Annotated in this window: 13 protein-coding genes; 5 read left to right on the forward strand and 8 right to left on the reverse strand. The window is 72.5% G+C overall.

What is annotated here, in order from left to right; genetic code table 11:
* Positions 1 to 59 precede the first annotated feature (59 nt).
* Entirely contained in the window at positions 60 to 431 is a 372-nt protein-coding gene (locus QMC84_RS03655; RefSeq protein WP_300371873.1) for an Rv2175c family DNA-binding protein, read from the reverse strand.
* Positions 432 to 616: 185 nt separating this feature from the next.
* Here QMC84_RS03655 and pknB point away from each other — a divergent pair, with 185 nt between their 5' ends.
* On the forward strand, positions 617 to 2,554 hold the full coding sequence (gene pknB / locus QMC84_RS03660) for a Stk1 family PASTA domain-containing Ser/Thr kinase (RefSeq protein WP_300371875.1): 1,938 nt from the start codon (positions 617 to 619) through the stop codon (positions 2,552 to 2,554).
* A 277-nt stretch (positions 2,555 to 2,831) separates the two neighbouring features.
* Here pknB and QMC84_RS03665 read toward each other — a convergent pair whose 3' ends face one another.
* From QMC84_RS03665 to QMC84_RS03675, 3 genes are read right to left on the reverse strand one after another with little or no spacing between them, the layout of a single operon-like run.
* A complete protein-coding gene (locus QMC84_RS03665; protein WP_300371877.1) occupies positions 2,832 to 4,232 on the reverse strand; it encodes an MFS transporter in 1,401 nt (466 codons plus the stop codon).
* Positions 4,225 to 5,043, reverse strand: coding sequence for a PEP/pyruvate-binding domain-containing protein (locus tag QMC84_RS03670; RefSeq protein WP_300371879.1), 819 nt, complete (start codon positions 5,041 to 5,043; stop codon positions 4,225 to 4,227). Before QMC84_RS03670 ends, QMC84_RS03665 begins: the two co-directional genes overlap by 8 nt.
* The gene (locus QMC84_RS03675) at positions 5,040 to 6,743 is read right to left on the reverse strand and encodes a PEP-utilizing enzyme (RefSeq protein ID WP_300371881.1); all 1,704 of its coding nucleotides are present in this window, start codon (positions 6,741 to 6,743) and stop codon (positions 5,040 to 5,042) included. The genes QMC84_RS03670 and QMC84_RS03675 overlap by 4 nt, the downstream gene beginning before the upstream one ends.
* Positions 6,744 to 7,117: 374 nt before the next feature.
* Here QMC84_RS03675 and QMC84_RS03680 point away from each other — a divergent pair, with 374 nt between their 5' ends.
* The 4 genes from QMC84_RS03680 (at position 7,118) to QMC84_RS03695 (ending at position 11,168) form a co-directional block, all read left to right on the forward strand.
* Entirely contained in the window at positions 7,118 to 8,002 is an 885-nt protein-coding gene (locus QMC84_RS03680) for a deoxyribonuclease IV (protein WP_300371883.1), read from the forward strand.
* Complete coding sequence (locus QMC84_RS03685) at positions 7,999 to 8,883, forward strand: DMT family transporter (RefSeq protein WP_300371885.1); 885 nt, start codon at positions 7,999 to 8,001, stop codon at positions 8,881 to 8,883. Before QMC84_RS03680 ends, QMC84_RS03685 begins: the two co-directional genes overlap by 4 nt.
* Before the next feature lie 273 nt (positions 8,884 to 9,156).
* A complete protein-coding gene (gene aroF, locus QMC84_RS03690) occupies positions 9,157 to 10,200 on the forward strand; it encodes a 3-deoxy-7-phosphoheptulonate synthase (protein ID WP_300371887.1) in 1,044 nt (347 codons plus the stop codon).
* Between the two features lie 80 nt (positions 10,201 to 10,280).
* The gene (locus tag QMC84_RS03695; RefSeq protein ID WP_300371889.1) at positions 10,281 to 11,168 is read left to right on the forward strand and encodes a zinc ribbon domain-containing protein; all 888 of its coding nucleotides are present in this window, start codon (positions 10,281 to 10,283) and stop codon (positions 11,166 to 11,168) included.
* A 12-nt stretch (positions 11,169 to 11,180) separates the two neighbouring features.
* Here QMC84_RS03695 and QMC84_RS03700 read toward each other — a convergent pair whose 3' ends face one another.
* From QMC84_RS03700 to QMC84_RS03715, 4 genes are all read right to left on the reverse strand, one after another.
* Positions 11,181 to 12,176 (reverse strand): GntG family PLP-dependent aldolase, encoded by a 996-nt coding sequence (locus tag QMC84_RS03700; protein ID WP_300371891.1) that lies wholly within the window; start codon positions 12,174 to 12,176, stop codon positions 11,181 to 11,183.
* 62 nt (positions 12,177 to 12,238) lie between these two features.
* A complete protein-coding gene (locus QMC84_RS03705) occupies positions 12,239 to 13,576 on the reverse strand; it encodes a class II 3-deoxy-7-phosphoheptulonate synthase (RefSeq protein WP_300371893.1) in 1,338 nt (445 codons plus the stop codon).
* A 60-nt stretch (positions 13,577 to 13,636) separates the two neighbouring features.
* Complete coding sequence (locus QMC84_RS03710; RefSeq protein ID WP_300371895.1) at positions 13,637 to 15,094, reverse strand: APC family permease; 1,458 nt, start codon at positions 15,092 to 15,094, stop codon at positions 13,637 to 13,639.
* Positions 15,095 to 15,309: 215 nt separating this feature from the next.
* Positions 15,310 to 16,536 (reverse strand): pyrophosphate--fructose-6-phosphate 1-phosphotransferase, encoded by a 1,227-nt coding sequence (locus tag QMC84_RS03715; protein WP_300371897.1) that lies wholly within the window; start codon positions 16,534 to 16,536, stop codon positions 15,310 to 15,312.
* Positions 16,537 to 16,663 lie beyond the last annotated feature (127 nt).

A 16,663-nucleotide genomic window follows, 5' to 3' on the forward strand; every position in this document is an offset into this window, starting at 1 on the left:
CCGCCGGCGCACGCCCGGGCCGGCCACGCCCGGCGCCAGGTAGGACGGCGTCGAGGGGGCTACAGCGCCATCGCCTGGGCGCGGCGCTTGGCCTCCGAGCCCCGGTTCTCGCGCAGCGCGTCGATCGGACGGCCCGGCAGGTCGTCGTCGGTGAACAGCCAGGCGATGCACTCGCGGTCGTCGTAGCGGCCGTCGTGCAGGATCGTGAGCAGCCCGGGCAGGCCCTTCACGACGAGCCCGTCCTGGAGGAAGTCGGCGGGCACCTGCTGCCCGGCGCCCGGACTGGGGACGGCTGCGGCGAGCTCGTGCTCACGGATCATCGTGCGCACCTTCGCCACCGTGACGCCGAGGCGTCGGGCGGTCTCGGCCCAGTCCAGCCACTCGGGGACGAGGGCGGCGAGGTCGGCGTCGGCGAGTCGTGGCTGGTTCATGGCGACCAGTCTCCCACCGTGGTCCACGCCACGCCGGAGGCGGCTCAGCACGATCCCGGGCCCCGGCGTCCGTACGATTGAGCAACCTGGTCCTTCCCCAACAGGTGCGCAGGAGGGTCGCTGTGCCGCCAGACCGGCAGTCAGATCGGCACGCCCGCACGGGCGCCGACGCGGCTGGCGACCCCATGACCGGCCGGCTGCTGGAGGGCCGCTACCGGATCGGACCCCGCATCGCGCGCGGCGGCATGGCCAGTGTCTACGAGGCCACCGACCTCCGGCTCGACCGCACCGTGGCGGTCAAGATCATGCACCCCGGCCTGGGTGACGACGACGAGTTCGCGGCGCGCTTCGTGCGCGAGGCGCGCTCGGCCGCCCGGCTCTCCCACCCCAACGTCGTGGCGGTCTACGACCAGGGCGACGACCACGGCACGGTGTTCCTCGCGATGGAGCTGGTCGACGGCATCACGCTGCGCGACGTGATCCGCAAGGAGGCCCCGATGCCGCCGTCGCGGGCGCTCGCCCTGCTCGAGCCGGTGCTCTCCGCGCTGGCCGCCGCGCACCGGGCGGGCATCATCCACCGCGACGTGAAGCCCGAGAACGTGCTGATCGCCGCCGACGGCCGGGTCAAGGTCGCCGACTTCGGCCTGGCCCGCGCGGTCAGTGCCGACACCCAGCACACGGCGACCGGGGGCGTGCTGATCGGCACCGTCTCCTACCTGGCCCCCGAGCTCGTCGTCGACGGCCGTGCCGACGCGCGCGCCGACGTGTATGCCGCCGGCGTGGTGCTCTTCGAGCTGCTCACCGGCAGCAAGCCGCACGAGGGTGAGACGCCGATCCAGGTCGCCTACAAGCACGTCCACGAGGACGTCCCGGCACCGTCGGCACTCGAGCCGGGGATCCCGGCGTACGTCGACGCGCTCGTCGCCCGGGCCACCGCTCGCGACCGCGGCCTGCGCCCGGCCGACGCCGGCGTGCTCCTCCACCAGCTGCACCGGGTCGGCCATGCGCTGGCCGAGGGCGTCCACGACGACCCGGAGCTGACCGCCGACCTCACCCCGCTCCTCCTGTCGACCCAGCTCGTCGAGGCGCCCGCTCCCGCGGACGCGCCCGAGGACGCCGCCGAGTACGCCGTCACGGACCGGACGACCCCGATCCGGGTGCTCGACCGGCGCCTGGCCACACCGCCACCGGGGCCGCCGGAGCGACGTACCCCGCCTCCGAAGCGGCAACGGCGCTCCCGCCGGGGCCTGGTCCTGCTGATGGTCGCCCTGCTCCTGGTGGCCGGCGCGGGCGTCGGCGCCTGGTGGTTCCTCGACGGCCGCTACACCTCGACGCCCGGGGTCCTCGGGATGACCCGGTCGGCCGCCGAGCAGCGGCTCGACGAGGCCGGCCTGGATGTCACCTGGGGCGACAAGGCCTACTCCGAGACGGTCCCGGCCGGTCGCGTCGTCGCCACCGACCCCGAGCCCGGCTCGAAGGTCCTCGACGGCGGCGCGGTCACCGTCGTGCTCTCCCTGGGCAAGGAGCGCTACGACGTGCCGAAGCTCGAGGGGCTCACCGTCGACCAGGCCCAGGACGCCCTCACCGAGACCCACCTCGCGTTCGGTACGACCACCGAGAAGTGGTCCGACACCGTGGACAAGGGCGTCGTCATCGCGAGCGCGCCGAAGGCCGGCACCACGCTGCGACCGGACGCGGCCGTCGACCTGGTGGTCAGCAAGGGCCCCAAGCCGGTCACGCTCAAGGACTGGGTCGGCAAGGACGCCGACGAGGCGATGGCGTGGGCCGAGGACAAGGGACTCGACGGCTCGATCGCGAGTGAGGAGTACTCGGACACGGTCGACGAGGGTGACGTCATCTCGATGGACCCGCCGGCCGGGACCACGCTGCACCGCGGCGACTCCGTCTCGTTCGTGGTCTCGAAGGGCCCGCACCTGGTCGAGGTCCCCTCCGTGCGCGCCCAGGGCGTGGACGCGGCGACCGAGACGCTCGAGGCCCTCGGCTTCCACGTCGTCACCGAGAGGGCGTCGGGCTACCTGGGCCTGGGCTACGTCTTCTCGCAGAGCCCCGGCGGCGGCGACATGGTGCCGGTCGGGTCCACCATCACCCTGACGCTCATCTGACCTCTGTCCAGCAGCGGCCGGCGCGGCGGCGAGCACAGCGAGCCTCGAGACCCCGTGCCCCGCGCGAGACCGCCTGCGTCCTGCGGGTCGGCGTCGGGTCGCGGTGGCGGGAACGAGATGACGTGGTCGCCGTCGGCGTTGGTCCAGGGAGCCGTGCCTACGGGTCGGTGCCCGGCTCGCGGTCGGTGGTGGTCGACCTGCAGTGGTCACCGCCGAACCCGCACACTCGCCACCGAGCCCACCGGCGACGACCTGCGGGACCAGCCGGTTCGCCCGATCATCGATGCCCTGAGGGCGCTGGAGGCAGCTCAGCAGGAGTTGCGCGACGGGACAGCCCGAACGCGCAGACGAGCCCGAGGACGAGGACGCCGAGGAACACGTCGATCACGTGATGGTGTTCCACGAGCACGGCTGCCCGGGTGCCGTGGAGGTCGAGGGCTCGGCCGAGGAAGGCGATGCCCGCGACGCCACCCAGGTAGCGCATGGTCGAGCTGACGCCGGCGGCCATGCCGCTACGCGCCGGGGCGATCGCGGACAGTGAGGCGGTCTGTGCCGCGGGTCCGCACATGCCGAGGCCGATGCCGAGCAGCGCGAGGGGCAGCCGGACCTGACCGGGCGCGCTGAGCTCCACCGCCCGCAGTACCACGAGTCCCGCGAGGCAGACCAGCGAGCCGGTCACCGCGAGGCTGCGCGCACCGAGGCGCTCGGTGAAGCGGCCGGCCGCCAGGGACGTGACCACCATCGCGACCATCAGCCAGATCAGCAGCTGCCCGGTCTGCCGCGCGCCGAGGTCGAAGCGCGCCTCGAGCACGAGCGGAAGCTCGAAGAGCAGTGCGTACATCACCAGGTTCTGCAGGCAGATCAGCAGCGTGCCGGCGGTGAACGCCGATGAGGCGAAGAGGTCGAACGCGACCACAGGGTCCTCGACCCTGCGCTCGTGCCGCACGAAGGCGGCCAGCGTGACTACGGCGCCCGCGAGGAACGGCAGCGCTAGGGCGCCGGTGCGCTGGGCGGCGAGCACGAGCAGCACCAGTCCCGAGGTGAGGAGGGCCGATCCGAGGCTGTCGAACCGGCCGGTTGGCCGGGCGTCACGGACCCGCTCGGTCGAGGCGATCAGGAGCGCGGCGAGCGCGAGCACCGGGACGTTCGCCACGAACACGGCCTCCCACCCGAAGGCGTCCACCAGGATGCCGCCGACGATCGGGCCGAGGGCAGCGGCCATCGCCATGACCGCGCCGAAGGTGCCGTACGCCCGTCCCCGGCGCTCGGCGGGCAGGGAGACGCGAAGGAGGGCCAGCGTCGCGGGCACGGCGAGCGCGCCACCCATGGCCATCAGGATGCGGGCTCCGGCCAGCGTCGCCAGGTTGGTGGCGAAGAACCCCAGGATCGCGCCGGCTCCCACCGCGGCCTGTCCGGACATGAGCATCCGCCAGTGCCCGAGGCGGTCGCCGAGCTTGCCGCCGGGGCTCTGCAGGGCGATCGCCGCGATCAAGTAGGTCGCTACGAGCGCCTGGGTCACCGCCGCCGGGCCGTGGCCGACGGTTCGGGCGATCGAGGGCACCGCGACGGCGACCATCGTCGAGTTCAGCGGCATCAGGCTCGCGGTCAGCAGGGCCCCGACCAGACCACGACCCACATTCTGCGCCGCCGGGGCCCGGTCGGACACCGGCTCAGCCATAGGTGATCGGCCGGCGCTGGAGCAGGTGCAGTCGATCGTCGGCGAAGGCGAACTCGATGTCGTGCTCGGTGCTGCCGAAGACCCGGTCGCAGTGGGCCGCCAGCTGGTGCAGGTGCAGGAGCTGCTCCTCCGCGAGGCACCAGGCCTCGACCAGGTCCGTCGTGACCTGCATCTCGGCGACCGACCCGTCGGCCTGCAACCGCAGTGCCACGTCCTTCTCGCCGGCCCAGCGGCCGAGAAGGCGACCGTCCTCCGGTGCGAGCCGGTACTGGTCCGGGCTCACCAGGCCACTGACCACGGTCTCGCCCAGACCCCAGCTCGCCTCGATCACCCGCTCGCTCGCCCCGGTGACGGGGTTCTTCGTGAACAGCACACCGGCTACCTCGGAGGCGATCATCGGCTGCAGGACGACTGCCATCCGCGGCGCCGGGTCGAGCCCGTGCTGGCGACGGTAGGCAGCGGCGGCCTCGTCGAGGCCTGAGTCGTGCACCTGGTGGATGGCATGCAGCAGCGACTCGACACCGACGACGCCCAGGAGGGTCAGGTGGGTGCCGGCGAACGATGCCTCGGCGGAGTCCTCGCCGATCGCGCTCGACCGGACGGCCCACGGGCCCGACTCCTCGAGCGTGTCCAGCCAGGCGAGCGCGCGACGGTCACCGGCAACCATGGCGCGCACCGCGGTCCAGTCGAGCGCGACGCCGTTCGGGACGGGAAGCCCGGCACCGAGCGCGGCCGCCAGCTGGGCGGCCTTGCCCCCGAAGGCCCTCGCGTCGGTGGCGGCCGTGAGCGGGGTGAGCGTGGTGGCGGTCACGCGAGCAGGTGCACCTCGCCGGTGGTGCCGTTGATCCGCACCCGGTCCCCATCGCGGATCAGCTTGGTCGCCTCCCGCGTGCCGACGATCCCCGGGATGCCGTACTCCCGGGCGACGATCGCCGCGTGGCAGAGCTGGCCGCCACGGTCGGTGACGATCGCGCCGAGCATCGGCAGCACCACGTTGAAGTACGGCGAGGTCATCCTCGTGACGAGGACGTCACCCTGGCGGATGCGCCCGAAGTCCTCCGAGCTCTCGACGAGTCGCGCCGGACCCTCGTAGACGCCGGTGTTGACCGCGAGGCCGGTGAGCACCGACTCGGAGTTCGGAGTCTCCGGGACGCCGAACAACGAGAACATGAAGATGTTCATCGCGGCCGCCGTACGTCGAGCCCGGGCCGGGAACCACTCGGGCGGCGGCGGGTGCGGTGGCATCGCGGTGAGGAACTGCGGCGCGTCCGAGGTCGTCATCGTCGTCCGCCACTCGAACCGCTCCGCCACCTCGGTCGCACTCGGGACGGCGCTCGCGCCGAGCAGGAGCGCGCGCACCTCGGCAGCACTGAGGTCGACGGCGTGCTCCGGGTCGCCCAGCAGGTCCTTGGCCGTGAGCCGCCGGCCCACCTCGAGCAGCGCACGACGGCCCAGGCCGACCGCCCACCCGTCGCTGTACACGCCCCGCTCGTCGCGTAGTCGGTACATCAGCCGCACCTCCGCGAGCCGGTCGTCGAAGTCCTCACGGTGCTCGGCCGGGACCCGCTCACGGAGTGCCAGCAACGCCGAGTCGTCGTCCGGGGCTGCCGTCCAAGCGCCGGCCAGGGTGGCGCGCAGAGCCTCCACGAGGGTGTCCGGCAGCTCGCCCGCGGCCTTCTCGCCGAGGTCGTAACCCACGCAGCGCCAGCGCACCGCCTCCACGTACGCCGACACCTCGGGCCCGACCTCCGGATGAGTCGTGAGCTCGGTGAGGATGGCCTGCGAGTCCGCTGCCGCCGCGAGAATCGTCCGAGCCGAGTCCGACGTCGTCAGCGCCTTGGCTGCCGCGTCGAGCTCGTCGGCGGCGAAGCCGCGGGACACGACCGAGCGCCCGCGCAGCAGGCCCATCAGCTCGCCGACCGAGGCGCCGGTCCATCCCATGGCGCCGGCCAGGAAGTCACCGACCGGCAGGCAGGCCGGGATCGTGTACTTGTGGTGGAGGTACGCGCAGTAGTTCGCGTGCTGGGCACACCCGTCGACGTGGTCGGCCAGCTCGGCGTCGGAGAGCGCGGCGACGTCCACCGCCTGGATCGCCCGGTGCGCCTCGATCGCGGCCGGCTTGTCCACCTCGTCCCAGTTCGCGAGGTCCTGGCGCCAGATCTTCTCGCGGAGGGCCCGCTCGGCTGCCTTGTGGCGCCGACGCATCGCCGGGTGGATCCGGCTGACCAGCTGCAGGACGGGCTTGGGCGGCGGGCCCATCGCGCCCTCGGGTGCGCCCACCGCGACCGGCTGGTTGTACAAGAACCCCTGGCTGAAGCCCGGCGCGAGGTGCGACAGGAGCACGCCGTACCGGGCCGTCCCCTCGGCGAACCCCTTCGGGAATCCGGTCATGAAGGCGTTCTGCGCGAGCGGCGTCATCGGCCGCAGGGCGTGGGTCGTCTCCAGCTCCCACGGTCCCTTGCCGGGCGGTTCGAAGGTCCTGCCGTTGACGACGGGGTGCTGTTCACTCATGGGATCCCCACCTTGTTCGACGGTGGACCGAGTGTTGACCGGCAGTTCCCGCCAGAGCAACGAGTGGCCTAGACCAGTAGGACGCTGTGCACACCAGGGCGGACCCGGTCGCCGCCGTGGGTCAGGTCGACTCGGACTCGGCAGGCACGTCGTCCTAGGACACCACTGACGAGATCCCTGCTGCGGGTGACCCATCAGGTCGGCGGCTCTCAGGCGGCGGGATGCCCTGCGCTTCAACGCAGCGGCAGCGCCATGACCGTGCGGCTTCGATCGGACAGGGACACATCAGTCAGCGGATCCGCCAGAGGGCATCGACGTGCCGGCAACGTGCAGTCGACGGCTGGGTGATCGTCGGCGCCCAGTAGGTTGTGCGCGTGCTCGAGCCCGCCCTCCGCAACCCGATCGGGACACACGTACTGGTCGGCAAGGGGCTGGTCGACGGAGCCGTCGCCAACGCCGACCTGGTCGGCGCCGAGACCTTCCAGGTCTTCACCGGGAACCCGCGCGGCTGGGCGCTGAGCGAGGGCAAGCCGGCCGAGGACGCCCGCTTCCGCGACCTGATGGCCGGGCGCGGCACCCGGGTGTTCATCCACGCGCCGTACCTGGTGAACCTCGGCTCGCCGACCGCGGCGACCTACGAGCGCTCGGTGGCCTCGGTGGCCCACAACCTCAAGCGGGCGACGGAGATCGGCGCCGAGGGCGTCGTCGTGCACACCGGGTCGTACGTCGATCCCGGCGAGGGCGACAGCCTCGCGCGGCATGCGCGCGCGATGCGCCAGGTGCGCGAGGCGCTGCTGCCGCTGCTCGAGGTGGTCGTCGGCGACGACGCGCCGTGGCTGCTGCTCGAGCCGACCGCCGGCCAGGGCCGCTCGCTGTGCGCGGGCGTCGAGGACCTCGCGCCGTACCTCGACGCCCTCGACCACCACCCGAAGGCCGGCATCTGCCTCGACACCTGCCACGTGTTCGCCGCGGGCGCGCCGCTGGACGAGCCGGGCGGCACCACCACGACCGTGGACCGGGTGGTCGAGATCGGCGGCTCGGGCCGGCTGCGCCTGGTGCACGCGAACGACTCCATGGACGTGCGCGGCGCCTTCAAGGACCGGCACCAGCGCATCGGCGAGGGCCACATCGGCGAGGGCGCGTTCACCGAGCTGTTCGCGCACCCGGCCACCGAGGGCGTGCCGTTCATCCTCGAGACGCCCGACTCGCGCGACGTCGACAACCGCGACATCCCGCTGCTGAAGAAGCTGCGCGGATGAGGCGCACGACGCTGCTCGCCACCGCGACGCTGCTCGGCATCACCGCGTGCTGGGGGTCGACGTTCTTTCTGATCCACGACCTGCTGGACCGGATCCCGACCCTCGACTTCCTCGCCGTCCGCTTCTCGATCGCCGGCGTGCTGCTCCTCGCGGTCGCGCCGCGCGCGGTGCTGCGGCTCTCCCCCGCCGCCCGACGGCAGGCCGCGGTGCTCGGTGGGCTGTACGGCGTCGCGCAGATCCTGCAAACCGCCGGGCTCGCCCACACCCCGGCCAGCGTCTCCGGGTTCATCACCGGGATGTACGTCGTCGCCACGCCGCTGTTCGCGGCCGTGCTGCTGCGCAACCGGATCACCGGCGCCACCTGGCTGGCCGTGCTGCTCGCGGCCGCCGGCCTGGCGGTGCTGACCCTGCAGGGCTTCTCCGTCGGGTACGGCGAGGCGATCACCCTGGTCGCCGCGATGCTGTACGCCCTGCACATCGTGGGACTCGGCGCCTGGTCGAGCGCCCGGGACGCGCTGGGCATGTCGATCCTGCAGGTCGTGATGGTCGCGGTGATCTGCCTGGTGGCCAGCGCGCCGCACGGCATCGTGCTGCCCGACAACGGCGCCGACTGGCTCTCGGTGGTCTACATGGCGATCTTCCCCGCCGCCCTGGCCCTGCTCGGGCAGACCTGGGCGCAGGCCCACCTGTCGGCGACGCGGACCGCGATCGTGATGAGCATGGAGCCGGTGTTCGCGGCGTTCTTCGCCGTCCTCCTGGGCGGCGAGTCGGTGACGTCGCGGATGGTCGTCGGCGGCCTGATGGTGCTCACCGCGATGCTCACCGTCGAGCTGATCCCGCGCCGGAAGGTCGAGGGTGAGGTGCCCCACATCGCCGTGTGAACGGGCCTGCTCGGGGGCCGCAGTGCCCTGCTCTGCCCAATGGTCCTAGTACCACTCGTTCCGCGACGCGGAGCGGTGCGGCGGTTCTAGCCTTTTGTCGGTCCGAGGGTGTCGGTAGCCCTCCCCCGCAGCGCAGCGGCGGGCGATGGCACGGGCACCCTCGGGCCTCCCATGCTCCGTGCCGCCTTCGGGCGGCCGTCCGGATGCTGAGTCGGCGCCGCCGGCCGGACGCCGATCCCCTACGGTTCTCCCGCCCCCGAGAAGGAGTCCCGCATGGTCGTCGTGATGTCCCCCGATGCCACCGCGGAGGACGTCGCCCACGTCGTCGCGCGGGTCGAGAGCGTCGGCGGCGAGGCGTTCGTCTCCACCGGCGTGGTCCGCACGATCATCGGCCTGGTCGGCGACATCGACTCCTTCCACCACCTCAACCTCCGCACGCTGCGCGGAGTGGCCGACGTGCACCGGATCTCCGACCCCTACAAGCTCGTCAGCCGCCAGCACCACCCGGACCGGTCCACGGTCTGGGTCGGCGCCCCGGGCCGCCAGGTGCCGATCGGTCCGGAGACGTTCACGCTGATCGCGGGACCGTGCGCCGTCGAGACCGCCGAGCAGACCCTCGAGGCGGCGCACATGGCCCGGTCCGCCGGCGCGACCATCCTGCGCGGCGGCGCGTTCAAGCCGCGGACCTCGCCATACGCCTTCCAGGGCCTCGGCGTCGCCGGGCTCACGATCCTCGCCGACGTCGGCGCCGCGACCGGGCTGCCGGTCGTCACCGAGGTCGTCGACGCCCGCGACGTCGCGGTGGTCGCCGAGCACGCCGACATGCTCCAGGTCGGGACGCGGAACATGGCGAACTTCGGGCTGCTCCAGGCCGTCGGCGAGTGCGACAAGCCGGTGCTGCTCAAGCGCGGGATGACGGCCACCATCGAGGAGTGGCTGATGGCCGCGGAGTACATCGCCCAGCGCGGCAACCTGGACGTGGTGCTGTGCGAGCGCGGCATCCGGACCTTCGAGCCGTCGACCCGCAACACCCTGGACATCTCCGCGGTGCCCGTCGTGCAGGCCACCAGCCACCTCCCCGTCGTCGTCGACCCCTCGCACGCCGCCGGCCGCAAGGACCTGGTCGTGCCGCTGTCGCGGGCCGCGATCGCGGTCGGCGCCGACGGCGTGATCGTCGACGTCCACCCGGACCCCGAGACCGCCCTGTGCGACGGGCCCCAGGCCCTGCTCGGCACCGAGCTGCGCGACCTCGCCCAGGCTGTACGGCGGCTCCCCGGGATGGTCGGGCGCCGGTCCGCCGCCGATCCAGCGGGCTGACGCGGCGCGGGCGGCGGGCCGGCACTAGTCTGTCGCCGGACCGCGCGCGCTCAGACTCACGCCGGCCCGCGAGGAGTCACATGAGGTTCTGCGTCAGCTGCGGCCACGAGCTGGGGGTCGGCCGCTTCTGCACGAACTGCGGCCACCCCATCGGCCAGCCGATCGACCAGGGCTGGCGCACCGACACCGCCGAGCGACCCGCGGTCCCGGTGCCGCCGGCTCCGCCACCTGCGCCGCGGTACCCGCTGTTCGCCGACGAGGTCGAGGAGCCGTCGGCCGCCGCACACCGCCGGCCCAGCCGGCCCAGCCGGCCCTGGGGGCTGTGGGCCGCCGCGGCCCTCGCCCTGGTCGTCGCCGCCGGACTCGGCGTCTGGCTGCTCACCGGCGACGACTCCGGCCCCGACGCCCGACGCCCGACGAGCTCGCAGCCACCGGCATCCTCGGACCCGGCGTCCTCCCCGTCGCAGGACGGGCCCGGTCACGACCCGGCCCGGGTCACCGCCGAGGCGAGCGTCGAGGTGCCGCGCACCGCCCCGCCCGGCCAGGACGTGTCCGGCAACCGGGTCGACTACGCGGGCGAGAACCTCCTCGACGGCATCCCGGAGACCACCTGGCGGATGCCCGGTGACGGCACCGGTGAGGAGCTGGTCATCACCCTGGCCGCCGAGACCCGGCTGCGCAGCGTGGGGCTGGTCAACGGGTACGCGAAGACGGCCCGGGACGCCGAGGGACGCGAGCTCGACTGGTACCACGGCAACCGCCGGGTCACGAGCGTGGAGTGGGTCTTCGACGACGGCACCACGATCACCCAGGACCTCGACGACACGACCGCGGTCCAGTCCGTCGACGTCGATGTCACCACCACGACCGTCACGCTCCGGCTGGTCGCCGTGTCGGCGCCCGGCAGCGGGCGCGCGGCCCGCGACTACACCGCGATCAGCGACGTGTCACTGGTCGGCGCCGGGTAGGCCACGAGCTGCTCACGCCAGGCGAGCCAGCACCGCCGCTGCCCGTTCGGCGTCCTCGCGGCTCACGTCGAGGTGGGTGACCAGGCGTACGGCGGTGGGGCCGACCGCCGAGACGAGCACGCCCTCGCTCCGGGCGGCGGCGACGAAGTCGGGCGCGTCGGCACGGCGGACGACCACGATGTTGGTGTCGACGCCGGCCGGGTCGACGCCGCACGCCTCGGCCAGCAGCCGGGCGTGCTCGTGGTCGTCGGCCAGGCGCTCGACGTGGTGGTCGAGGGCGTGCAGGCCGGCAGCGGCCAGGATGCCCACCTGGCGCATCCCGCCGCCCATCCGCTTGCGCCACACCCGCGCCTCGGCGATCGCGTCGCTGCTGCCCACCACCAGGGAGCCGACCGGCGCCCCCAGGCCCTTGGAGAGGCACACGGACATCACGTCGGCGATCGCGCCGTACTCCGCCAGCGGCGTGCCGGTGGCGACGTGCGCGTTCCAGATCCGGGCGCCGTCGACGTGCACGCCGACCCCGGCCGCGGTGGCGTACTCGCGCAGGTCGCGCAGGTCCTGGAGCGGCAGCACCGCTCCCCCGGCGAAGTTGTGGGTGTTCTCGACCGAGATCGCCGCCGTCGGCACGAAGAACGGGCCCATGTCGGGGGCGAAGATGGTGCGGATCGCGTCGAGGTCGACCTGGCCGCGCGGGTCGATCCAGGTCCGCATCGTCAGGCCCGTGTAGGCGCCGTGGGCGCCGAGCTCGGCGCGGGCGATGTGGGCGCTGGCCTCGCACAGCACCTCCTGGCCGGGCCCGACCAGCGAGCGCACGGCGAGCACGTTGGCCATCGAGCCGGTGGGCGTGAACAGCGCGGCCTCGTGGCCGAGCAGGCCCGCGACCCGCTCCTCGAGGCGCGCGACCGTGGGGTCCTCGCCGTACACGTCGTCGCCGACCTCGGCGTGCACCATCGCGTGGCGCATCGCGTCGGTCGGCCTGGTCAAGGTGTCGCTGCGCAGGTCGATCACGAGGTCTTGACTACCACGACGGGCGACCGGCCTGACGGGGCGGACCCCTGTGTGGTGCCCGGTCAGGCCTGGCGCAGCATCTCCGCGACGAGGAAGGCCAGCTCCAACGACTGGACCCGGTTGAGCCGGGGGTCGCAGACGGACTCGTAGCGGTTGCCGAGGTCGACCTCCAGCAGGTCCTCGCCGCCACCCACGCACTCGGTCACGTCGTCGCCGGTGAGCTCGACGTGCAGGCCGCCGGGCCAGGTGCCGAGCGAGCGGTGCACGTCGAAGAAGCCCTGCACCTCGTCGATCACGTCGCCGAAGCGGCGGGTCTTGTAGCCCGAGCTCGCCTCGAAGGTGTTCCCGTGCATCGGGTCGCACACCCACGCGACCTCGAGCCCGGCGGCGGTGACCTTCTCGACCAGCGTCGGCAGCCCGTCGCGGATCTTGCCGGCACCGAAGCGGGTGATGAACGTCAGCCGACCGGGCTCGTTCTCGGGGTTGAGCCGCGCGGCGAGCGCGAGCGCGTCGTCGGGTGAGGTCGAGGGGCCGAGCTTCACGCCGATCGGGTTGCGGATGTGACTCATCAGCTCCACGTGCGCGCCGTCCAGCTGACGGGTCCGCTCGCCGATCCAGACGAAGTGCCCGGAGACGTCGTACGGCGTGCTCGTGCGGGAGTCGATACGCGTCATCGCGTGCTCGTACTCCAGGACCAGCGCCTCGTGGCTGGAGTGGAAGTCGACCCGGTGGAACTCGTCGGGGTCCGCGCCGATCGCCTTCATGAACGTCAGCGCGCGCTCGATCTCTCCTGCCACCGCCTCGTACTGCTGGCCGATGGGCGAGGAGCGCACGAAGTCGGTGTTCCAGGTGTGCACCTGGCGCAGGTCGGCGTAGCCACCGGTCACGAACGCGCGCACGAGGTTCAGCGTCGCGGCCGAGGAGTTGTAGACGTCGACCAGCCGCTGCGGGTCCGGCACCCGCGACTCGGGGGTGAAGTCGTAGCCGTTGACGGCGTCGCCCCGGTACGCCGGCAGCGTCACGCCGTCGCGGGTCTCGAGGTCGGAGGACCGCGGCTTGGCGTACTGCCCGGCGATCCGGCCCACCTTGACGACGGGCACGGACGCGGCGTAGGTCAGCACGACCGCCATCTGCAGCAGCACCCGCAGCTTGTTGCGCACGTTGTCGGCGGTGACGCCGGCGAACGTCTCGGCGCAGTCGCCGCCCTGGAGCAGGAACGCCTCACCGCGCGCGACCTGGGCGATCTTGCCCTTCAGGTCGTCGCACTCCCCCGCGAACACCAGCGGGGGTGCCGTCCGCAGCCGCTGGACCGCCGCGTCGACGGCGGTGCGGTCGGGGTACGACGGCTGCTGGGCGGCGCCCAGGGCGTGCAGGGTCGCGAGGTCGGGGATCGTGCTCACCGGTCAAGGGTACGGCGGGGCCCCGGCGCGGCTCGATTCGGTGACCGTCAGCGAGACGCCTCAGTCCTGGAGGTGCTCGATGTCGCGGAACCCGGTCCGCTTGGCCCGGACTCCGCGGTTCGTCAGCCAGGTGAACAGCCACAGCACCATGCCGACCGCGAGCATCCCGCCGGCCACCTCGTACTGGACCCAGTCCTCGCGGTCGCGCGCCCACGGCCCGGCGAGGTACAGGCAGGTGATCGCGCCCAGCACCGGCATCCAGCCCGGCACCTCGAACCCGCCCTCGGGGCCGGGCTCGCGCCGCAGCACCAGGCAGGCCACGTTGACGACCGCGAACACGCACAGCAGCAGCAGCGCGGTGGTGCCGGCCAGGGCCGAGATCACGGCGGTGTCGGCGAGGAACGTCACGGCCACGATCAGGACGAGGGCGAGGACGGTCGAGAAGGCGATGCCGGCGTACGGCGTCCGGCGGCCCGGCAACACCCGCCCGAGCGTGCGCGGCAGCACGTCCTGGTTCGCGAGACCGTAGAGCAGCCGGCTGGCCATCAGCATGTTGATCAGCGCGGTGTTCGCGACCGCGACCACGGTCAGGAACGGGAAGACCTTGTCGATCGGCAGGCCCGGCGCCCCGATCGCGACCACGTTGAGAAGCACCTTGCCCTCGTCGGCGACCACGGACTCGATCTCGCCCTCGGGGATCACCGCGACGACCGAGATCGCGACCAGGATGTAGAACACCACCGCGATGCCGAGCCCGGTGAGCATCACCCGCGGGAAGATCCGCATCGGGTCCTTGGTCTCCTCGACCATGTTCACCGAGTCCTCGAAGCCCACCATCGCGAAGAACGCGATCGCGGTGGCGACGGTGACCGCGAGGAACAGGCCACGGTCGGAGCCCGAGTTGAAGACGACGACCCGGCCCAGGTCGGCGTCGCCCTGCGCCATCACCCAGAAGCCGATCGCGATCACGATCACGAGCGCGGCCATCTCCACGAGGGTGAGGAACACGTTGAACTTCACGCTCTCGCCCACGCCGCGCAGGTTGATGCCCGCGAGCAGCAGCATGAAGCCCAGCGCCACGACGGTGATCGCCACCTCGCCCTGCGGCACCTGCCACCCGAGCCCGTCGAGGCCGGCCAGCAGGTTGGTCGCGAGCAGGTTCGACGACGTCGAGGCGCTGGTGACGCCCGAGCAGATCACGGCGAACGCGACGAGGAACGTCACGAAGTGGACGCCGAAGGCCTTGTGCGCGTAGAGCGCGGCCCCGGCGGCCTGGGGGTACTTCGTGACCAGCTCGAGGTAGGAGAACGCGGTGAGCGTGGCCACGGCGAACGCGACCAGGAACGGCACCCAGACGACGCCGCCCACCTCCAGCGCCATCTCCCCGGTCACGGCGTAGATGCCGGCGCCGAGGATGTCACCGACGATGAACAGCAGGAGCAACCGCGGACCCATCACCCGCTTCAGGTCCGGGGTCGCTCCGTTGACGTCGACGCTCTCCTCGGCACGGGTGCTCATCGGGCTCTCCTCGGTCGGGGTCGGATCGCCTGGATCGTTCCCCCGCCGCGCCCGGCTTCAACCCCCGTGTTCTCGGGTGGCTCCCGAAGCGCTGCGCACCGACCGGGATGCCACCGCGGTGGGGTCGGCGTGGCGCCGGCGGCGCGCCAGCAACCGTCCCCCGCACACCGTCGGTTGCCAGGCCACCGCCCGCCCGGGACGCGGTCCCGCGTGGATCAGTGCTCGGCCGCCACCGGGTCGCCGACCGGCTGGCCGATGCCCGCGAGCAGCTCGCCGAACCAGGGCGCGGAGGTGTCGAACACCTTGCCGCCCCGGATCCGCGGGAACTCGCAGACGCGCAGCTCGTCGCCGGCCTCCTCGTCCTGGCCCACGACGCCGCTCTCGCCGCGCAGGGCGGCGTCGACGGCGAGGTCGGAGCAGGCGCGGATCAGCGCCAGGTCGTCGTCGTTGGGGGCGGCCGAGCGGGAGAAGTAGCCGCTCTTCTGCACCATGGTCTTCTCGGCGCCGACCAGCTTCCCGAACTGCTTGGCGAACCAGGCGCCGGGGTTGATCGTGTCGAGCTTGACGTGGCCGAACGCGTCGCGCTTGGGCTCTTCGCCCCGGGCGAGCATCTCCTCCACGATCGTCGAGACCCCGGCGCCCTCGGAGAGGAAGATGTTCACGCAGCCGATCTCGTCCATCACGGCCTTGAGCCGCTCGGACTCCGCGACCAGGTCGAAGGACAGCTCGGGGACGTAGACCGCGTGCACGTCCCAGTGCTCCTGGGTGTTGCCGCCGAAGCCCGAGAACTCCTGGTCCCCGACCCACTCGCGGTACTTCGCCGCGGTCGCCGCGGTCAGCCAGCCGCAGTTGCGCCCCATCACCTCGTGGATGATCAGCATCCGGGGGTTGGAGGAGTGCTCCGCGATGATGTTGCGGGCGAACAGCGCCCCCTGCTCGGCCGCGGTCCAGGCGCCCAGCGACTGGCGGATCGGGACCACGTCGTTGTCGATCGTCTTGGGCAGGCCGACGACAGTCAGCTCGTAGTCGTTCTCGTGCAGGTACGCCGCCAGGTCGGCCGCGGTCGTGTTGGTGTCGTCGCCGCCGATGGTGTGCAGCACGTCGACGCCGTCCGTCGTGAGCTGCTCGGCAGCCACGTGGAGCGGGTCCTGGCCCTCGGTCACGAGGCCGCGCTTGACGCAGTCCTTGACGTTGGTGAGCTTGACCCGGCTGTTGCCGATCGGGCTCCCGCCGAAGCGGTGCAGCAGGTGCGCCTGCTCGCGGACCTGCGGGGTCACCGTGAGGTAGCGACCTTCGAGGAGGCCGGCGTACCCGTTGAGGTAGGCGATGATCTCGATCTCCGGCTCGAGCTCGGTGTAGCGCTCGATCAGCGCTCCGACGGCCGAGGACAGGCACGGGGCCAGGCCCCCGGCGGTGAGCAGCGCAACGCGGCGGACGGTCATGGGTGTTCTGTCTCTCTGCTCGGGGCCCGGCACGGGCACCTTTGGATCGTTCACAACAGGCACTTTGACTCTAGTCGGACCTAACCCCGGACGGCCACCTCTCCGGCCGGGTAGAAAGCCACCAGCC

The organism is Nocardioides sp., from assembly GCF_030019515.1.
Classification (GTDB): Bacteria; Actinomycetota; Actinomycetes; order Propionibacteriales; family Nocardioidaceae; genus Nocardioides.